Annotated in this window: 19 protein-coding genes and 1 pseudogene; all 20 read right to left on the minus strand. The window is 55.0% G+C overall.

Annotated features, from left to right (window positions below; translation table 11 throughout):
- Positions 1-74: 74 nt before the first annotated feature.
- The 20 genes and pseudogenes from FLT43_RS05245 to trpE all read right to left on the minus strand — a co-directional run bounded on the left by FLT43_RS05245 (position 75) and on the right by trpE (position 18345).
- Positions 75-938, minus strand: a complete 864-nt coding sequence (locus FLT43_RS05245; RefSeq protein WP_087441913.1) for a menaquinol-cytochrome c reductase cytochrome b/c subunit — start codon at positions 936-938, stop codon at positions 75-77.
- Positions 939-956: 18 nt separating this feature from the next.
- On the minus strand, positions 957-1628 hold the full coding sequence (qcrB, locus tag FLT43_RS05250) for a menaquinol-cytochrome c reductase cytochrome b subunit (protein ID WP_006678863.1): 672 nt from the start codon (positions 1626-1628) through the stop codon (positions 957-959).
- 18 nt (positions 1629-1646) lie between these two features.
- A complete protein-coding gene (locus FLT43_RS05255; protein ID WP_006678864.1) occupies positions 1647-2183 on the minus strand; it encodes a QcrA and Rieske domain-containing protein in 537 nt (178 codons plus the stop codon).
- Between the two features lie 172 nt (positions 2184-2355).
- The gene (locus FLT43_RS05260) at positions 2356-2805 is read right to left on the minus strand and encodes a DUF2487 family protein (RefSeq protein WP_087441914.1); all 450 of its coding nucleotides are present in this window, start codon (positions 2803-2805) and stop codon (positions 2356-2358) included.
- 93 nt (positions 2806-2898) lie between these two features.
- Positions 2899-3078 (minus strand): IDEAL domain-containing protein, encoded by a 180-nt coding sequence (locus FLT43_RS05265; RefSeq protein ID WP_087441915.1) that lies wholly within the window; start codon positions 3076-3078, stop codon positions 2899-2901.
- A 23-nt stretch (positions 3079-3101) separates the two neighbouring features.
- Positions 3102-3608: a gamma carbonic anhydrase family protein gene (locus FLT43_RS05270; RefSeq protein ID WP_087441916.1), complete on the minus strand. Its 507-nt coding sequence runs from the start codon at positions 3606-3608 to the stop codon at positions 3102-3104.
- A 67-nt stretch (positions 3609-3675) separates the two neighbouring features.
- Complete coding sequence (locus tag FLT43_RS05275; RefSeq protein ID WP_087441917.1) at positions 3676-4830, minus strand: hypothetical protein; 1155 nt, start codon at positions 4828-4830, stop codon at positions 3676-3678.
- Between the two features lie 139 nt (positions 4831-4969).
- The gene (locus FLT43_RS05280; RefSeq protein ID WP_087441918.1) at positions 4970-5584 is read right to left on the minus strand and encodes a histidine phosphatase family protein; all 615 of its coding nucleotides are present in this window, start codon (positions 5582-5584) and stop codon (positions 4970-4972) included.
- 48 nt (positions 5585-5632) lie between these two features.
- Positions 5633-6229 (minus strand): anti-sigma factor, encoded by a 597-nt coding sequence (locus FLT43_RS05285; RefSeq protein ID WP_087441919.1) that lies wholly within the window; start codon positions 6227-6229, stop codon positions 5633-5635.
- Positions 6229-6810 (minus strand): RNA polymerase sigma factor, encoded by a 582-nt coding sequence (locus tag FLT43_RS05290; RefSeq protein ID WP_087441920.1) that lies wholly within the window; start codon positions 6808-6810, stop codon positions 6229-6231. Before FLT43_RS05290 ends, FLT43_RS05285 begins: the two co-directional genes overlap by 1 nt.
- 429 nt (positions 6811-7239) lie before the next feature.
- Entirely contained in the window at positions 7240-8019 is a 780-nt protein-coding gene (locus FLT43_RS05295; RefSeq protein WP_244951371.1) for a prolipoprotein diacylglyceryl transferase, read from the minus strand.
- A 434-nt stretch (positions 8020-8453) separates the two neighbouring features.
- Positions 8454-9530, minus strand: a complete 1077-nt coding sequence (locus FLT43_RS05300) for a phosphotransferase (protein ID WP_087441922.1) — start codon at positions 9528-9530, stop codon at positions 8454-8456.
- A 271-nt stretch (positions 9531-9801) separates the two neighbouring features.
- Positions 9802-10896, minus strand: a complete 1095-nt coding sequence (locus tag FLT43_RS05305) for a prephenate dehydrogenase (RefSeq protein ID WP_087441923.1) — start codon at positions 10894-10896, stop codon at positions 9802-9804.
- On the minus strand, positions 10893-11990 hold the full coding sequence (hisC, locus tag FLT43_RS05310; RefSeq protein ID WP_087441924.1) for a histidinol-phosphate transaminase: 1098 nt from the start codon (positions 11988-11990) through the stop codon (positions 10893-10895). The genes FLT43_RS05305 and hisC overlap by 4 nt, the downstream gene beginning before the upstream one ends.
- Before the next feature lie 42 nt (positions 11991-12032).
- The gene (trpA, locus tag FLT43_RS05315) at positions 12033-12863 is read right to left on the minus strand and encodes a tryptophan synthase subunit alpha (protein WP_244194143.1); all 831 of its coding nucleotides are present in this window, start codon (positions 12861-12863) and stop codon (positions 12033-12035) included.
- A complete protein-coding gene (gene trpB / locus FLT43_RS05320) occupies positions 12860-14083 on the minus strand; it encodes a tryptophan synthase subunit beta (protein WP_244194148.1) in 1224 nt (407 codons plus the stop codon). Before trpB ends, trpA begins: the two co-directional genes overlap by 4 nt.
- Before the next feature lie 24 nt (positions 14084-14107).
- Positions 14108-14851: pseudogene (locus tag FLT43_RS30000) on the minus strand (phosphoribosylanthranilate isomerase); the annotation flags it as partial.
- A complete protein-coding gene (gene trpC / locus FLT43_RS05325) occupies positions 14848-15651 on the minus strand; it encodes an indole-3-glycerol phosphate synthase TrpC (RefSeq protein ID WP_087441925.1) in 804 nt (267 codons plus the stop codon). The pseudogene FLT43_RS30000 and the gene trpC, both read right to left, overlap by 4 nt.
- On the minus strand, positions 15641-16696 hold the full coding sequence (gene trpD / locus FLT43_RS05330; protein ID WP_087441926.1) for an anthranilate phosphoribosyltransferase: 1056 nt from the start codon (positions 16694-16696) through the stop codon (positions 15641-15643). Before trpD ends, trpC begins: the two co-directional genes overlap by 11 nt.
- On the minus strand, positions 16693-18345 hold the full coding sequence (trpE, locus tag FLT43_RS05335) for an anthranilate synthase component I (protein ID WP_087441927.1): 1653 nt from the start codon (positions 18343-18345) through the stop codon (positions 16693-16695). The genes trpD and trpE overlap by 4 nt, the downstream gene beginning before the upstream one ends.
- Between the last annotated feature and the right edge of the window lie 136 nt (positions 18346-18481).

Raw genomic sequence — 18481 nt, forward strand, 5'->3', positions numbered from 1 at the left:
GATCGAATGAACTAATATTCATCTACAGAACGAGCCTGACCGTAACAACGGTCAGGCTCGAGTCTCTACTTATTTTACTTCTCTGCTTTCTGTTTCGCAAGCCATTCTGCGATATGATTCAATTCCTCTTCACTTGCCGCATCCTTCATTGGCGGCATGTTGCCCTTACCATTATGGAGGATGTCGAGGATATCATCTTTGGTTAATGTATCGCCGATGCCGCGGAGCGGAGGACCCGATTGACCTTTCAGGTCAGTGGCGTGACAGCTCAAGCATCCTGCTTTTTTCATATAATCCATTGCCGGATCATCCTTGTCAACCAGCGCGATCTCCTTGTTCGGCTTCGGCTGCCCCGTAGGCTTGCCAGCCATCGCAGCTTCGCGGGCCTTTTCCAGCCGGACCTCATGCTCTGGCCTAATATTCAGCTCTGCCAGTTCAGCTTCATACCCCAGCCAAGCGACACGCGTCAAATAGAAGCAAGCAATCAAGCTGACGATCATGAGCGAGGAAGCTATCGGGCGCTTGTAGAAGCGGCGTTCCTTCCCTTTATCCAGGAACGGAGCCAACATCAATCCGCCGAACATAATACCCGGTATGAGCACCGTACCAATTACGACATAGCTTCCAGACGCATATGGGTATTTCAAGAACTGATACAAGAACAAAAAGTACCAGTCAGGAATTGGAACGAATGCCGTATTGTTCGGGTCAGCCGGATAACCTAGCGGAGCAGGCTCCGCAATGGTCAACACGAAGATTCCCACCAACGCAACAACGCCAACCATCCATTCCTTCAATAGGAAGTTCGGAATGAAAGCTTCGGACTTCCCTGGATACGCGGTATAATCCGGCGGGATCGTGTTGTGGTTTTTCTTCTTAATCCGCGAATCACCGACATATACGATTTTCTCATTCTTCGACGACTTATCGTGTGCCAATTGGTCTCTCCTCCTCTCTTATAGCGGTCCTGAAATACCTTGACGACGAATCATCAAGAAGTGAGCGCCTATCAAGGCTAGTAGAGCCGCCGGCAAGAAGAAGACGTGAATCGCGAAGAACCGTGTAAGCGTCTGCGCTCCGACGATCGTACCACCCTGCAGCAATTCCTTGACGTACGGTCCGATATATGGAACGGTATCGGCGATCTCCATACCGACCTTGGTCGCGAAGTACGCCTTGTTATCCCATGGGAGCAGGTATCCCGTGAACCCGAGACCGATCATGATCAAGAGAATCAATACGCCCACGACCCAGTTCATTTCGCGCGGCGATTTGTAAGAGCCGGTGAAAAACACCCGCAACGTATGTAAGAGCATCATTACGATGACGAGACTCGCGCCCCAATGGTGCATCCCGCGAACAATTTGGCCGAAGGCCACTTTGGTCTGCAAATACTCGACACTGTAGTAAGCGTTGACAATGTCGGGGACGTAATACATCGTCAAAAACATACCGGACAAAATCTGAATCACGGTGATAAAGAACGTCAACCCACCGAAGCAGTACACGAACGCGGAAAAATGGTGCGCCGGATTCACGTGTTCCGGCACTTCGTGATCCGCCAAGTCGCGCCATATCGGCGTGATATCCAGACGTTCGTCAATCCAGTTGTAAACCCCTTTAAACATCTGACCTGCGCCTCCTTGTTACTGCACGTGTTGGTTCGGAATCTTGTCACCAAGATATACAAAACCGTTTTCAATTTTCACTTTGTACTCGTCCAGCGGTGCGCGTGCTACAGCCAGTTGCTTACCTTCCTTCGTGTAATGCGCGCCATGGCACATGCAGAAATACTGATCTTTGTACTTCGGGTTGGAATTCCAGTTAACCGTGCATCCCAAGTGCTTGCAGACCGGTGATAACGCGAAAATATCTCCGTTCTCGTCTTTGCTGATCCAAGCAACCAATTGAGGCTTGCTCTCATACCAGCCGTCGATTTGCGTTACATCGAATGTAAATTCCTGAGGTTCATTGGTAATCTTGCTAACTTCCGCAACTTTTATGTAGTTCCCCTCTGTCTTTTTCTGCAGAAGCGGATCCACGGCGAACCGTACCATGGGAATAGCTGGACCGACGAACATGAAAGCGCTCGCTCCACCCAATGTGTAAGAAAGAAATTGTCTACGAGACATTTCTTTGCGAGGTTGGTGAGGTTTCTGCTCGTTATTTTGCGGTTTGCTCATTACTGTCTTACCCCCTTTACACAACCGTTCTCGCAGCTTGCAATGATTAGAATCACAATCTAACTAGGACATCATTATAATATCCCAGTGCCATGAAAGCGTCAAGAATTTACCAGCTGAAATGCAAATGGGAACACGATTTACGCCAGAAAATGTTGAGATTTTGTCACAATTACCCTTCAAACTGTGACGCGTACCACATTTTTTGAATTTTGTCCTTCATCAATTCCTTGACAGTGTTCGCATCTTCTGTTCCAAGCTCTGCCGGCGAAAAGACAGCATCTGCCTGTGGCACCTCCCCCTGCCGAAGCCGGACGGCTTGCGACACAATGACAATATAGGCAAACCCTTGCTCCTTGAGCCGTCCGCACACCTTGTCCAACAACTCGATATCCGCCGGCTCCGGCTCGCTCGCTCCCGTGAAGTGGTAAGCCGGATAAGTAACAGTCCGCCCGTGGAACGGAATCTCTACTCCGTCCAGCCAGTCCCGCAGCCGTTCGAGCCGCTCCACCGCTTCGACCGGCGATTCCAGCCCTGACAGTCCGGTCACGGGCAGGATGCAAGTGTCCAGATAGGGTCCCCATTCTTTCCATTGTTCTGCAGTCAACTCGCTGAATTTCATGCTGCTCCCCCTTTTTTCCAGTTACTCCTCCCCATATTATAACCCGTGGTACAAAAAAATGAAGAATCGCTCAGCGCGCTTCTTCATTAGGGGTTACTGTAACGTCTTCAGTTCTTCCGTTAAGGAGCGGAACGTGGTCTCATCCCCTGCTGCCAATGCCTTATCAATTTCTTCATAAATTCGTTCCGTCCGATATTTCCGTATCGCGTCGTCCCAGATCATTTCCGCAGTCAAACTCAACATCGTTTCATACGTCACTTTCATTTTATCCATAGGATGCACCTCCAACCTAACGATTAAGAGATCCTATATTCCTTTCCTTTCACCACATAGCTATCCGTTGTTTTCTTCATGCGCTGCAAATCTTCGTCTGTCAACTCCCGTATGACTCTTGCGGGTGAACCGAGAGAAAGAGTATAGGCCGGTAATTTTTTATTTTCAGTGACGACGGAACCAGCTCCTACTAAAGCATATTCACCAATTTCCGCTCCGTTCAGTACAATGGCCCCCATGCCAATCAATGTACCTGTGCCTATCCGGCAGCCATGGACAATCGCGCCATGTCCAATCGAGACGCGATCCGCAATGATTAATGGCTGATCCGTGTTGACATGTCCGATAACACCGTCTTGCAGGTTCACTTCCCGGCCGATCTGTATCGGAGCCAGATCACCGCGCAGCACGGCGTTGAACCATACACTAGACAGGGGACCGACGGTTACGTCACCGATGAGCTTCGCGCCTTCCGCTACATACACGGACGGATCGAGGCTCGGTCGAACTCCTTTGTAAGAGATAATCATATTCCGCACACCTCCGAGACACCTATTCATCATGCCATCCTATGGGATAAAAGGTGGTCTCATCGTATCAATGGGCATGCGGCTTGTCAACGTTCAGCTGAATCCTGTCTTCATGGGCGACATAGACGCCTTGAATGATTTGCTGCCCTTTTTTCGTCATCTGCAGCACCTGGGCGCCACTCGCAGTCTCCCCCAGCCGAAGCAGACCCAGATGAACCATCATCATGATGATGCGCTGCCGAAATACGGATTCGGATGTGTCAAAATAGAACGGCCGTATATAAGGAAGCAGCGTCCGTTCCAGCGATTCCAGCGTCGTCCACCTTGATGTGCACAGCTGGATCCAGTGGACGACAGACAACAGATTCGGAATGGCGTTCTTGTACAGCTTCAACCAGAATCGGTAGAGCGAGGCCGTCGGCTCGGTTCCTCTCCTGCTCCGCCTCTCCTCGCCCGCCGGGGAGCAGCGCAGCCGCCCGTCTCCTTCCTCCAGCCAGCCTTGGTAGAAGGCATAGTCATAGATGAAAGATAATCGGTTCGGATAATCATGGAACCGCCTGCCGTACCCGAATCGCCATTCTCCCTTGCCTATCGGTGTCTCCCGAATCGCGAACGTATCGAGAAGCTGCTGCTGAGCCCGCTTGTACATCACCCCTTCCGAATTCAAGGGCGGAGATTCCGTCGCGACGAAATCAAGGAGCTGCACGATGTCATCGCCAATTCTCCCATCCTCGTCACGATATGCATGCGGTTCAGCGGTAACTTGCAATTGGCTGGAGAAGGATTGATACAGCACATCTTTGAAACGCTGCTTCAGATCGGCCGGAATCTGGAACAAATACTTGGTCTGCGGGTTGCAGCCGTTGAACAGCCAGCCGCTATGCTTGAACTTCGCAATCGTATCCCGCGGTTGAGGCCCAGACGGAGCAGGATCCGACTTGCCCGGCACCACCGTATCGAACTTCGTCTGCTGCACTCGGGCCACCAGTTCCTCCAGACTGAAGGAGGAGCGCTTATCGAACAGGATGGAATTGAGAAAGCGCCGTTCCTCCAGCGACATCTCATTCACATGGCGTTCGAACACATCCCTGCTGCCAAGTGTCAGCAAAATCGATTGGATCAACTCATGCTTGGAGCGTTCATTGCATACACAGCCGTACCGCTTCGCAATCCGGGCCAGTTGCCCGATATCCGCGTAACTGAGCATATCTGCCAGATTCATGCCGAACCTCCGTTCTCTGTAGCTTCATTCCTTGACCGAGTCCTTGTTACATTAACCATTATTGGAAAAAGTCCGGCATTTATTCAGCAAAATAAAAATAAACAGGCCCCGGTTCATCAATCGGAACCAAGGCCTGCTTCTATCTGCCGCGGTGGATAGCCACCGCATCAGAGGGTTGGATATGTTGTGTGCAATTATATAGTACAGGATGCCATTCCGCGCCTCGCCGCTCAAGAATCGAGTACGACAAGTTGCCGATATGGCCCTGCGACATTTGTCCGAACAAAGCAATGAACAATTGGGCAAGCCAGCTTCCATGCGTCACCGCCAGAAGGTTCCGGCCATCGCTGCGGAGCGCCACCGACTCCAGCGTCTTCATGGCCCGGTCGCGCAGCTCGTCATCTCGCTCTTGTCCCAGATCTAGCTCGCGCCAGTCAGCGCCCCAACGCTTCTCCCGCTCCTCCGGCGTCGTTCCTTCCACCTGGCCGTAAGCACGCTCGACCAATCCCGGCTCCGGAGCGAGCAGCGGGATATTCAGGGCGTTCGCCAGGATGGCTCCAGTCTCGTCAGCCCGCCGAAGGCCGCTAGAGATGACGGCTTCAAAAGCGATGTCTTCCTTCTTCAGACGCTCGGCCAGCATCGCCGCTTGCTTCCGGCCAGTATCATTAAGCGGAATGTCCGTTCGTCCTTGAATCTTCCCTTGGGCGTTCCAATCGGTAATCCCGTGTCTAACCAATCCAATATATTGGGCCATTGCTTCTCCTTCTGTACCGTGGAAATGTGTGAACAACCTCAATAAAAATTATCGACGAACCCGCGTCAGCCAATTCAACAGCAACAAGGCAAACGTAACCCCGAACAGGGACAACGCTATCCAATAGTGAGGAATGGTAGGCACCACTTGCAAAATGACCGGATCGCTGATGCTCGCTACCGGGACGCCTATCGTCATATTCCCCCAGCCCGATTGATCGCCGCCGGCAACGACTGTCGGAATCACTCCGCTAATATCTTCGATGTTCGATTGCTCTCTGCGGACAAGCAGCACAATCAGCGCACACAAAAATATCCCCATACAAAAAGCAACAATCCCTGCAAGCATATTGCGAGATCGCAGGGACCATGTCTGTGAACGTTGATGAACCGGAACGAGCCAATCTTGTTCTTCGTAAATCATGTTCATAACCCGTGCCGGTGAAAATCCGGAACCGGACGCCTCCCGAACGAGGATGTCCGAATCGTCTTCCATCCATTCCTCGCTTGCAGCCCATACGCTGTATTGCTCAGCGCAAGATTCGCATTCGCTTACATGCTTCTCAATCGCTAGCCGCTGCGGATCGTCTTCAGGCAATTGGGAATAGACCGGCATCCACTCGAGCGCTTCCGCGCATTTCATCATTAATTCATCCCCTCAACTCCCGGCTCGGTAATGTATGCCTCCAACTGAGACTTCACACTCGCACGAGCGCGGAACAGCAGCGATTTCACGGAGCTTACCGTCTGCCCCAAGGCATGGGCAATCTCTTGGTAATCCAGTTGGTCATACTCGCGCAGGATGAGGGCCGAACGCTGCTTCTCCGGCAGGCGGTTAATGGCTTCACGCACCAAAGACACCTTCTCGTTCCGAAGCAACGCATATTCCGGTGCCGCCTCGCGCGGCGCTTCCGGAACGATACTGTAATCATCGTCCAACGATACTTGCACGCTGCGCTGCTTCCGCAGCTCGCTCAGTACCGTATTACGGGCAATCGTATATAGCCAGGTCGAAAAAGAGGCCTCTGCCTCGCGGAACGTATTCAGGCTCCGATATGCCTTGAAGAACGTCTCGGCACATAAATCCTCGGCAAGCAATTCCAACTGGGAGCTCTTTAACATATGAAATATAAATGATAGCAGTTTTCGTTGATAACGATTCATCAATTCCGCGAATAACTCGACGTTGCCGTCTTTAATCTCGCGGATGATCTGGGAATCGGTCATGGACTCAAGTTCCTCCTTGCCTTCCATATCCTTCCCGATGCGCTACCTGTTAAGGTATACTCTCGAAGTATAGAAAAGTTGCGGATCGGAGTTCAAATTACGTCGTTCTCTCATTCACCTATAAAGCGTATGTAAGATTATTCTTCAAAATGTTAAACAAATTTCTCACATATAGTCGTATTTTAGCATACAAAAGTCGAATAATGATTAAAAATTTTTAAGTTATTTGATGTCCAAGCTTACGATTCCGTAAGATTACATCCATACCGTATGCTGCTCCGTGCCAAAAAGTTCCCCATCTGGTTGATATTTTCAAGGAAATCGGCTCGTACCCGGAAGCACGTGGATCATGCTGCCCTTCCGCTGCATCATTGGGCACCGAAAAATGGGCAATAAAAACGCCACCGAAGTGGCGCCATGCAATGAGAATTAAGCATTCCGATGTCTCAAGGTCTGATAAGACTTCACCAGCATGATCAGACACGTGCCTATAATTAACAGGAGCGAAATAAATTGTGAAGTAGACAGGATCCCGACACTGCCGCGAATAATATCGCCTCGATAAAACTCGATAATAAATCTGCCGAGACTGTAGAGCAACAGATATAGACTTGCAATCAATCCATCCGTTCTCTTTCTCTTCGTCAAATGAATCAGGACAAAAAAAAGGCCGAAGCTAAATAAACTTTCAATAATTTGAGTGGGAATCAGCTTCACACCGTTAGGGGCGAACTCCGATTCGTGAAAGGTAATGCCAAACCAGCCGTGCGTCTCTTCTCCATAGCAGCAGCCTGCCATTAGGCAACCGATTCTTCCAAATCCCTGTGCCAAGGCAATCGAAGGGACGAACAGATCGAGATGCTGCAGGAAATTGAAGCCTTTGATCCTGCAATAGATATAACCCGTAAGAATCCCGCCCAGGATGCCACCGTAGACCACAAAGCCTGAAGAAATGTCCCATAACATTTCTGGATGGTTCATGATATTTTTGCCTTGGGTTATCCAATATAAGAGCTTTGCGCCTAAAAATCCACCCAAAACGCCCCAAAGCGTAATCGAGGAAATATGAGAAGGATTCAGCTGCCTTTTCTCTGCCCGTGTTACCAACACTTGATATGCAGCAATAATACCGATCGCAATCATCAATCCATATCCATATATGGTTATTGGACCAATATGGAGCAAATCATTCTTCATCGTGATTCCCATTCCTTTCGCCTCGCAACAGCTTCACGCATTGTAATGTCCAGCTTGGATATATTGCTTCGGATGCTTGTGGCATAAGCTCGATGACCCAAGTGTATCCGAACGCGAGCTTAATTGTCAAAGTTCCATGATATCCGAGATAACTTGAGCCCATGTAACCAATAGATACGCCTGTGGAGTGAGACTGTTGAGATTAAAGCCAAGGAAAAAAAGAAGCACTTTGATGACGCATACTTGTATGGGTAAAAAAAAGAGCCGCCACAATGGGCGGCCTGCGCTATAGTAAGCGCATAGATATTGGATAGGAGTGGAGAGAAACCATACTGTGCCTTTATTATAATGTATCCGTTTTCATCCCGTCAATAGGTTTTATAAAATTATTTACTTCATTTCACATATTTTTCCGTAGCACCGCAAATCAGGGCGTTACCCCATAATCATTTGTTATGCCCTCTCTCAAAAGCAAATTGCTCCAACCGCCGAATATAATCAGGAATCCGCTCCTTCACAGCAGCGCGGTCGCCGACCCGCAGCCGGATTCCTTCCATCCATTCCTCGTTCAGCAGGCCTGCATGATGGCAGGCCAGATCAAGCAGCATTAGAAACTCCTCAACCTTGAGCGAATATTCAACACGCTCGTCTCCTTCCGCATAGCCGGCAAGATAGCCTTCGGCGAATCCGTTAAGCTGGGCCCTGTAGCTGCCGAAGTTATGCTTCGCATAGCGGGGAGAACGGTCGTACGATGGAAACAGGGTGTTAAAATTATTGAGCAGATTTCCGGAAAACGCATGATCATCATACTGCAACGGCAGCGGATCGATCAGCCGCAGACGCTGGTTGTCAACGATAATGTTCTCCGGCGATATATCCCGGTTGGTCAACGAGAGCCGAGGCGTCCGTCCTAAGCGATAACGGATGGCCTCTTCCAGCTTGCCCCTAATGTGGTCTTCACGAAGCGGAATTCCAGCTTGAACGAGCTGCTCGAATTGCTCCCGGTACTCGTTCGCTTCTTCTTCCCAATAAGCCTTCAGATCCCCTTGGATTTCCCCGGCAAGACCTTTCTCCTGCCAGCCAAGGAATCCAAAACCGCGCAGCGGAACCTCCGCTCTGCTCATGGCTGACATAAATTGTCCGCACTGCCGTCCGAGCTCAACCGCATCCGAACGGGTCGTCTCTGACAGAGACAACGTCGTACCGCAATACGATTCCATCGTAAAGGTAAGGTCAGGCTCCACATGATACGCGAAAAATTCGGGACAGATTCCCGGCATCACCTGATTGGCATGTTGATAATAAAGCCCCCGGGATGCGTACTCCCCCACCATCTCTTGCTCGTTATAGACAAAAGGGGCGCCGTAAGCTGAGGGCTTAGGCACGCGGAGGACAAGAGCTTCATGCTCGGCGGTATGCAGCAAATAGGCGGCATGCCACGCTCCTTCCCCAAGATAAGACGACGAGAGGCCCGCTGTGCTCAAGCCGATCCGGTCAAGTGCCTCCTCGATCGTGAATTTCATGGATGCTGAGCCTCCTTCTGCAGCATATTTGATTTTCTTTATCTGTTCGTCACGATTTCCCTACTCACTCTACCGCCTTACTTCTTCTACATCCATGGTCAATTTCCTGTCTGAAGCACCAAGGATTGCCATACACCCGCAGTGAAAAATCCTATCGATCGCAAAAGCAAACGGGCTAGCCAAGGATGTTCCTCGACTAGCCCGTTGTTATCTGTTTATCGTTCAAGCTGCTCTGCCGTGCACAAGGAGAATGTGCCGTTGGGACATTCCCTTACACATAGATTTGGTACCCGCTCCCGGTTAGCAGCTCATTGGCCCGATCCGCATCCTCCTGCTGCCGGAAAGACAGGCGGAGGACGCCGGGCACGTCTTCGCGGCTCTCAATAATTTGAAGATTGCTCAAATTAATATGATGCTTGCCGAGCTCGGTAGCAATTTTCCCGATAATGCCCGGCGTGTCCGGGACATCCATATACAGATCGTGGAGCCCAAGCAGCACGCCTTTGCGCCGCTCCGGCATCCGGCTGCGGAACTCCCCTGCCTTCGCGAATTGGCGCATAATCCCTTCGCCGTCCCGCTGCTGCAATAGATTGATGAATTGCTCCGTGTTCGCTTTCCAGTCCTGAAGCATTTGGAGAAGGATATCCCGGTTATTTAACAAAATATCCCGCCAGATAACCGGATCGCTCGAAGCAATACGCGTAATATCGCGGAATCCGCCGGCGGCCAGCACCTCGTGGAGACTGTTGTCCTCATTGTATTGTTGAACTTGATTGACCAAAGTGACGGCGACAATATGCGGAAGATGGCTGATGGCGCCGACGACCGCATCGTGCTCCTCCGGATTCATGCGGATAATATGCGCTTTCGTGCAGCGAAGCAAGGAGACGAGCCTGCTGTACGCATCTTCATCGACATTCTCATCCGGGGTCAAGACATAATAAGCGTTCTCGAACAGCAGCGTCGAAGCCGCCTCCACGCCAGAGCGCTCCGAGCCGGCCATCGGATGGCCGCCGATAAAGTGCACCCCGCTCCACGCCAGCTCGCGGGCGCAGCGGGCAACCGACGCCTTCGTGCTCCCGACATCGGTCACGATGCAGCCTGGCTTCACATCCAGCTGATGAAGACTTCTCAGCATCGATTCCAGCATGCCGACCGGGGAGCAGACAAAGATATAATCCGCATCCCGCACGGCATCCTGCAGCGAGGTCGTGGCTTCATCGACGACCCCGCGCTTGATGTACTTTTCTGTTGAAGAAGGATTCGGTGAGTATCCGACCACATGAATCCCGGGGTTATTCTTGAAGCACAGGGCGAGCGAACCGCCAATCAGTCCTACGCCCAGAATCGCGATTCGCGTGCTCATTTGCCCACCTTGAATTCGGCCAATGCCGCTTCCAACGCTTCGATCATCGCTTCATTCTGTTCGCGGGAGCCAATCGTGATGCGGATATGTGTCGGATACTTTTTATGGCCTGCCCGCGTAATAATTCCTTTGCGCATCAGCGCCTCGAACACCTGCTGCGCCGGATGGCCCACGTCCACCATAATGAAGTTGCCATGGGCCGGGAAGCTGGACAATTGCAGCCGTGCGAATTGTTCCTGCACATAGCGGATCCCTTCCGCGTTCAGACGGCGGCACTCCTCGATGAATGCCTGATCCTGAACGGCAGCCAGGGCGGCCGCTTGGGCGAAGCGCGACGTATTGAACGGTTCGCGCACCTGATTGATCAGGCGGATGACATTCGGATGTCCGATGCCATATCCAATCCGGAGCGAGGCCAATCCATAGATCTTGGAGAAGGTCCGCAGCGTGATCAAGTTTTTGTATTGAGGCAAATATTCAAGACAGTCAGGGAATGACTCGTCTGTCACATACTCGCAGTAGGCTTCGTCCAGCACGACGAGCACGCGCTCCGGGACGCGCTTCATGAAGCGCTCCAATTCGGCACGGCCGATAATCGTCCCCGTCGGATTATTCGGATTGCAGATCCAGATTAGCTTCGTCCGCTCCGTGACGGCGGCGAGCATCGCGTCCAGATCATGCGTCCCTTCCTTCAACGGAACCTCGACCGTGACTGCGCCTTCGATATCCCCGTTATGCTTATATTGCGGGAAGGTCTGGTCGGCGGTAATCTGCTCGTCGCCCGCCACCAAGAACGCCCGGCACAGCATCAGAATCACTTCATCCGAGCCCGCGCCGAACACGATTTGATCCGTGTTGACATTGAACTTCTCGGCTATCGCGGCAGTCAGCGCCACGGCAGCCCCGTCCGGATAGATGCTGGCATTTTCAATTTCCTGTCTCATCGCTTCCTTGGCCTGAGGGGAGCATCCGAACGGATTCTCGTTGGACGCCAGCTTAATGATGCGGTCCAAGCCCAGTTCCCGCTTCACCTCATCGACCGATTTCCCTGGCTGATAGACAGGGAGATGTACAATACTGCTCTTCGGTTGCATCCGGTTACCACCTTTCCTTACATGGGAAGTCGCTGCAAAGCGTTAATTTCTTAATTGTCGCACAAAATCGCAAATTTGCAAGATCCCATCTTCAAAAGTGGCCTCATCGGACAACAAGGGTTGAGCTTCTTCTATTTTCCGCACGATGGCGCTGCCGACAATAACGCCGTCGCAGTACGCTGAAAATTGCTTCACGTGAGCGGGCGTCGAGATGCCGAACCCTACGCAGACAGGGAGCTCGGTCGTTGCCTTTACCTGCCGGATGAACCGCTCGACCTCGTCATCGAAGCTGTCTCTGACTCCGGTCACGCCCAGCGAGGATACGCAGTAAATGAAGCCGCGGCCTTGCGCCGTGATGCGGCTGATCCGCTCTTCCGAGGTTGGCGCGACGAGCGGAACGAGGTGAATGCCGCAAGCATCCGCCGCTTCCCGCACCGGCCCGCTCTCTTCGTACGGCAGGTCGGGGATGATCGCCCCGCTGAAGCCGGCCTCCGCCGCCGTCCGGAAAAAGCGTTCGATTCCGTACTGCATGACCGGATTGTAATACGTGAACAGGACATAAGGGATGCGCGCTCCTTGCTCCCGCGCCTGTCTCGCTACCCGGAAGCTGTCCTCCAGCGTCACGCCGCCGTGAAGCGCCCGCTCCGCCGCCCGTTGAATGACCGGCCCGTCCGCCAGCGGGTCGGAATACGGCACGCCCAGCTCAATGACGTCCGCGCCCGCTTCCTCCAAGCGGAGCAGCAGCTTCAAAGTCGTTCCGCAATCCGGATCTCCCAATGTAATAAACGGCATCAACGCCGCCTTCCCTTCCGCACGGTAGCGCGCGAACATATCATCCAGCCGGTTCGTTGCCTGTGCAGCCACGTCGCTCATTCTACCTCTCCCCCCAGCGTCTCCATAATCTGATTGACGTCCTTGTCACCGCGCCCGGACAGACAGATGACCAATATCGAATCCGGGGACATCGACGGCGCTTCCTTGATCGCCTGCGCCACGGCATGGGCCGATTCCAGCGCCGGAATAATTCCTTCGGTCCGGCTCAGCAATTGAAGTGCGTCCAGCGCCTCTTCATCCGTGATCGGCACGTACTTCGCCCGCTTGCTGTCCTTCAGGTAGGCGTGCTCAGGTCCGACGCCCGGGTAATCCAATCCGGCCGAAATCGAGTGTGCCGGCTGCACCTGACCGAATTCATCCTGCAGCACGTAGCTGAGCGAGCCCTGGAACACCCCGCGGGATCCCTTCGTCATCGTAGCGGCGTGGAACGGCGTGCCGATCCCTTTGCCGGCGGCTTCGACGCCAAGCAGCGCCACGGACTCATCCTGAAGGAACGGGTAGAACATGCCCATCGAATTACTGCCCCCGCCGACGGCGGCGATGACGAGATCGGGCAGCCGCCCTTCCTTCTCCAGCATCTGCTTCCGGGTCTCGTCCCCGATAATGCGCTGGAAGTCACGCACCATCATCGGATAAGGATGCGGGCCGGTCACCGACCCGAGAATATAGAAGGTATCATCGACATGGCTAACCCAGTAGCGCAGCGTCTCATTACAGGCATCCTTCAGCGTGCGGGTTCCCGACAGGACGGGAACGACCTCCGCCCCAAGCAGCTGCATGCGGAATACGTTCAGCCGCTGACGCTTCATATCCTCTTCCCCCATGAATACCTTGCATTCCATGCCGAGCAGAGCCGCTACGGTCGCTGTCGCCACGCCATGCTGCCCCGCTCCCGTCTCGGCGATGACCTTCTTTTTGCCCATCCGCTTGGCCAAGAGCGCCTGGCCGATCGTGTTGTTGATTTTGTGGGCGCCGGTATGATTAAGGTCTTCCCGTTTCAAATAAATTTTGGCCCCGCCCAGCGTCTCGCTCAACCGCTCCGCATAATAAAGCGAGGTCGGTCTTCCGGAATACTCCCGCAGAAGCTTGATGAGCTCGGCCTGGAACTCCGGCTCTTTCGTATAGTTATGATAAGCTTCTTCCAGCTCGAGAAGCGCGTTCATCAACGTCTCCGGCACGTATCTTCCGCCGAAGTCGCCGAAGCGGCCGTGAGCGTCAGGCAATGCCGCCGCCGTTCCCTTCGTCTGTGTCTGTTCCATGTCTCTCACCCTTTCGATAAATGCGGTTACTTTACGAATATCCTTTACCCCGTCAGTCTCGACCCCGCTCGATACATCTACGCCATCGATGCGGCTGCCGGCAAGCAGCCTCCCCACATTGTCCGGGTTCAAGCCCCCCGCTACATACAGGGGAAGGCCGAATTCTCCGGCAAGCGAACGATAGTCCGGAATCACGGTCCAATCGAATGTGCGCCCGGAGCCGCCTCCCTGCGACGGATCATGCGTATCCAGCAGGACAGCGTCAATGGAGTGCTGCATACGGCGCAGCATCGCTTGCGCCGCAGCGGTCCGGTCCCCATCCGGTTCCGCGCCGGCAATCGGCACCGTCAGCCAGACCTGTACCTCATGCCGGCTCTTCAACCAAGCGGGAAGGTCCGGATCGTGATCGGCGATCAGTTGCACGGCGTCAAGATCCGCTTCCGCCAGCACCGCGGCCACATCCTCCCGCCGCGGACGGGCGAACACCCCGACCGTGAGCGGAAGCTTCACGCGCTCTTCCTCCAGGCGGGCCAACCAGCCGCGCACATCGGCAGGCGATACTTGCCTCCGGCTCGGGGCGAACACGAAGCCGATGCAGTCCGGTCCGGCTTCTACGATGTCCCGGGCCATCTCCAGCCCGGTCACCCCGCATATTTTCACGCGCGGCCGCCGCCCGTGGCCGCCGCCGCTCCGCTTCTTCCCTGCGGCCTCCGTCACTTCCGGCATAACAACACGCGATCCTGCCGTCATACCCGCAACCCCCGTCATACCGCGATCCGCGGCAGACCGCTCATCAATTGCTCTACGGCCGCTTCCACGTCTGGCTGCCGCATCAGATGCTCGCCGACGAGCGCGGCGTCGATTCCCATGTCCGCCAGACGGTTCATATGCTCCGGCTTGTGGATTCCGCTCTCGCTGACCAGCGTCCGATCGGCCGGTACGAGCGCGCGCAGCCGTTCCGTCTGCTCCAGATCCGTTACAAATGTATGCAAATTCCGATTGTTAATCCCGATGAGCGGTGCATTATCGAGCGCCAGCACCCGCTGCAGCTCCTGCTCATCATGAACCTCGATCAGCGTCTCCATGCCTAACTCGAGCGCGCAGCGGTTCAGCCGCGCCAGCTCGCTATCGTTCAAGATCGCGGCGATGAGCAGCACGGCATCGGCGCCGATGAGGCGGGCTTCCAGCAGCTGCAGCTCATCGATGATGAATTCCTTCCGCAGCACCGGCAGCCCCGTCCGGCCGCGCACCTCGCGCAAAATATCATTGCCGCCTTGAAAATAATCGCGATCCGTCAGCACCGACAACGCATCGGCTCCGGCGGCTTCATAGCCGCGGGCGATGGCCGCCGGATCGAAATCTTGGCGAATCAGCCCTTTGGAAGGCGATGCCTTCTTCACTTCCGCAATCAAGCCGACGGAGCGCCGTTTCCCTGCCGTCAGCGCGTGTATGAGCGAGCGGCACGGCGGCAGCTCCGCGATGGCCCGCTCCGCCTCCCGGCGGTTCAGCTCCGCTGCCAGCTCAGCTGCCTCCCGGCGCTTCGTCTCCACAATTCGATCAAGAAACATGACTCCATCCCCCTGTCGCTTCTCTCCATTGCTCCAGCTTGCGGAGCGTCTGTCCGCTGTCAATCGCATCGGCCGCGATGCGGACGCCTGCGGCGATGCTCTCCGCCTGCCCGGCCACGTAGATGCAGGCGCCGGCATTCGCGAGCACGATGTCGCGATGCGGTCCCTGCTCCCCGTGCAGAATGCGGCGGATAATTCCCGCGTTCGTCGCGGCATCTCCGCCCAGCACGCTGGACAGCGGCTGCGTCTGCAGCCCGAGCTGCTCCGGCGTAATGTCGTACGTTCTCAGCTCGCCATCCTTCAGCTCGCTAATCCGGGTCGGAGCGGACAGGCTGATCTCGTCGAGGCCGTCTTCGCTCGCGACGACGAGGGCCCGCTTCAAGCCCAACTCGCGGAGCACCGCCGCGATCGTCTCGGTGCGGCTGCGGTCATAGATGCCCAGCACCTGGCGATCCGCTCCCGCCGGATTGGTCAGCGGGCCGAGCATATTGAACACCGTGCGCACGCCCAGTTCCCGGCGCGGGGCTGCGGCATGCTTCATCGCAGGGTGGAACACCTGCGCGAACATGAAGCAGATGCCGACGCGGTCCAGGCATTCTGCGGCCTGATCGCTCGTCAGATGGATATTGATGCCGAGCGCCTCTAGCACGTCGGCGCTGCCCGAGCGGCTGGAGGCGGAGCGGTTGCCGTGCTTCGCGACCCGCACGGAAGCGGAAGCCGCGATAATCGCCGATACCGTAGAAATGTTCAGCTTGTGAATGCCGGAGCCGCCGGTCCCGCATGTATCAAGCAACCGATCCTGCGCGGTGATGACGTGGCGGGCACGGCTGCGCATCGCCTCGGCGAACCCGACAATCTCGTCCACCGTCTCGCCCTTCAGGCGCAAGCAGGCCAGCAAAGCGCCGATCTGGGCGGCGGAAGCATGGCCGTCCATCACGTCGGACATAACCTCCCGCGCTTCTTCGCGGCTCAGATGGCCGCCGGCCAGCACATGGGCCAGCGCTTGCTTCGTCAAGACGCTGTCTGGAAGCGTGTGAGTACTCATTGCGGTACGCTCCTTTCTGCCATAAGCTTTTTCCCCGGTTGAACGGCCGCGTAATAGTCCCAATTGACCGGGAGCATGGCCCGCTCCGCAGCCTGGACGGAGGGACGTCCGTCCTTCGGCGCTTCGACGGATACAGCAGCGGATTCCCTGCATTCGAACATCTCCTCCGCCGTCTGAATGGCAAGCAGCAGCGCCTTCGCCTTATTGACCGTCTCCTCGTATTCCTTCTCGGGGACCGAATCCCATACAATGCCGGCGCCGGCCTGAACATAGGCGGTTCCGCCCTTGAAAATAATCGTCCGAATCGTAATGCAGGTGTCCATATTGCCGTTGAAGCCCAAGTAACCGATAGCGCCGGCGTACGCCCCGCGCGCTTCCTGCTCCAGCTCCGCGATAATCTCCATCGCGCGCAGCTTCGGCGCGCCGGAGACCGTGCCAGCCGGCAGACAGGACAGGAAGGCGTCGAAGAAATCTTTGTCCCGGCGCAGCGTGCCGGATACGTTCGATACAATGTGCATCACATGCGAGTAGCGCTCAATGCCCATATACGTATCGCAGCGAACGGTGCCGAATTCGCATACCCGGCCGAGATCGTTGCGCCCCAGGTCGACCAGCATTACATGCTCGGCCCGCTCCTTCTCATCCTTCAGCAGCTCTTCCTCCAGCGCCAGATCCTCTTCCTCCGTCCGGCCGCGCGGGCGGGTGCCGGCGATTGGCCGCGTCTCCACCCGCTCGCCGTTGACCCGGACGAGCGCCTCGGGCGAGGTGCCGACGAGCGTTTCATCGTCCATTTTCAGAATGTACATGTACGGGGAAGGATTCGTCATCCGCAGCACCCGGTACACATCAAGCGGATCAACCGTCGTCTGCCGCTCGAACCGCTGCGAGAGGACGACTTGGAAGATGTCGCCGCCGCGAATGTACTCCTTCGCCCGCTCCACCTTATCCATAAAAGACGCCGGCGTCTCATTCGAACGGTACGGCTTCAGCCCGGAGGCGGCTCCTCCCGGGAGGAAGCGGCCGCTCTGCAGCTCGGTAGCCGGAGCAGCCAGCAGCTTCTCCTGCAGCCCTCTCAGCTTCTCCTTCGCCTGCACGTACAGCGTCCGGATATGCTCTTCTGTGTCGTCCCGCTCCAGATGCAGATTGACGATGAATTGCATCTGCTGCTTGACGTGGTCAAATACGATCAGCTGATCGCAGAACATGAATTGAATATCATTCATCATCAGGTCGTCCCGCCGATGGCGCGGAAGCCGCTCATACTGCTGCACCAGATCATAGCCAAAAAATCCGATCGCCCCGCCCGTCAGCGGCGGCAAGCCCGCCAATGTCGGGCTTGCATACTTGCGGAGCAGCTTCTTTACAGCGGCGAGCGGACGCTCGTGAATCTCAGTGACCGCATCCCGCTCGGTAATGCGCAGCGTTCCGTTCTTGCCCTGCAGTATCAGAAAGGGATCGGTGCCGATAAAGGAGTAGCGCGCCCATTGGACTCCGCCCTCCACGCTTTCCAGCAGAAAAGCATAAGGCTCCTGCTTCAGCCTTTGGAACAGGCGAATCGGGGTCTCTGTATCGGCCGTGATGGTCTCGGAGACCGGTACAACCGGATAAGTGCGGGATAATCGCAATACTTCATCCACATGAGGATGCATGACATCCACTCCTTTCGAATTCGGGTGAGTCGGATGGAAGGAAGAAACAAAAAAACCTCTACCGCAAGGTAGAGGTCCGTTGATTCAATCATGACATTGTGGATGAGCAAGCTCAGGGTATATCAAAGGAGGGATC

This window comes from Paenibacillus thiaminolyticus, assembly GCF_007066085.1.
Lineage (GTDB): Bacteria > Bacillota > Bacilli > Paenibacillales > Paenibacillaceae > Paenibacillus_B > Paenibacillus_B thiaminolyticus.

Bases quoted from the DNA above. Each gene is read 5' to 3' on its own strand.
- qcrB (WP_006678863.1), bottom strand. From the start codon at position 1,628: ATGTTTAAAGGGGTTTACAACTGGATTGACGAACGTCTGGATATCACG.
- FLT43_RS05255 (WP_006678864.1), bottom strand. From the start codon at position 2,183: ATGAGCAAACCGCAAAATAACGAGCAGAAACCTCACCAACCTCGCAAA.
- FLT43_RS05260 (WP_087441914.1), bottom strand. From the start codon at position 2,805: ATGAAATTCAGCGAGTTGACTGCAGAACAATGGAAAGAATGGGGACCC.
- FLT43_RS05265 (WP_087441915.1), bottom strand. From the start codon at position 3,078: ATGGATAAAATGAAAGTGACGTATGAAACGATGTTGAGTTTGACTGCG.
- FLT43_RS05270 (WP_087441916.1), bottom strand. From the start codon at position 3,608: ATGATTATCTCTTACAAAGGAGTTCGACCGAGCCTCGATCCGTCCGTG.
- FLT43_RS05275 (WP_087441917.1), bottom strand. From the start codon at position 4,830: ATGAATCTGGCAGATATGCTCAGTTACGCGGATATCGGGCAACTGGCC.
- FLT43_RS05280 (WP_087441918.1), bottom strand. From the start codon at position 5,584: ATGGCCCAATATATTGGATTGGTTAGACACGGGATTACCGATTGGAAC.
- FLT43_RS05285 (WP_087441919.1), bottom strand. From the start codon at position 6,229: ATGATGAAATGCGCGGAAGCGCTCGAGTGGATGCCGGTCTATTCCCAA.
- FLT43_RS05290 (WP_087441920.1), bottom strand. From the start codon at position 6,810: ATGACCGATTCCCAGATCATCCGCGAGATTAAAGACGGCAACGTCGAG.
- FLT43_RS05295 (WP_244951371.1), bottom strand. From the start codon at position 8,019: ATGGGAATCACGATGAAGAATGATTTGCTCCATATTGGTCCAATAACC.
- FLT43_RS05300 (WP_087441922.1), bottom strand. From the start codon at position 9,530: ATGAAATTCACGATCGAGGAGGCACTTGACCGGATCGGCTTGAGCACA.
- FLT43_RS05305 (WP_087441923.1), bottom strand. From the start codon at position 10,896: ATGAGCACGCGAATCGCGATTCTGGGCGTAGGACTGATTGGCGGTTCG.
- hisC (WP_087441924.1), bottom strand. From the start codon at position 11,990: ATGCAACCGAAGAGCAGTATTGTACATCTCCCTGTCTATCAGCCAGGG.
- trpA (WP_244194143.1), bottom strand. From the start codon at position 12,863: ATGAGCGACGTGGCTGCACAGGCAACGAACCGGCTGGATGATATGTTC.
- trpB (WP_244194148.1), bottom strand. From the start codon at position 14,083: ATGGAACAGACACAGACGAAGGGAACGGCGGCGGCATTGCCTGACGCT.
- trpC (WP_087441925.1), bottom strand. From the start codon at position 15,651: ATGTTTCTTGATCGAATTGTGGAGACGAAGCGCCGGGAGGCAGCTGAG.
- trpD (WP_087441926.1), bottom strand. From the start codon at position 16,696: ATGAGTACTCACACGCTTCCAGACAGCGTCTTGACGAAGCAAGCGCTG.
- trpE (WP_087441927.1), bottom strand. From the start codon at position 18,345: ATGCATCCTCATGTGGATGAAGTATTGCGATTATCCCGCACTTATCCG.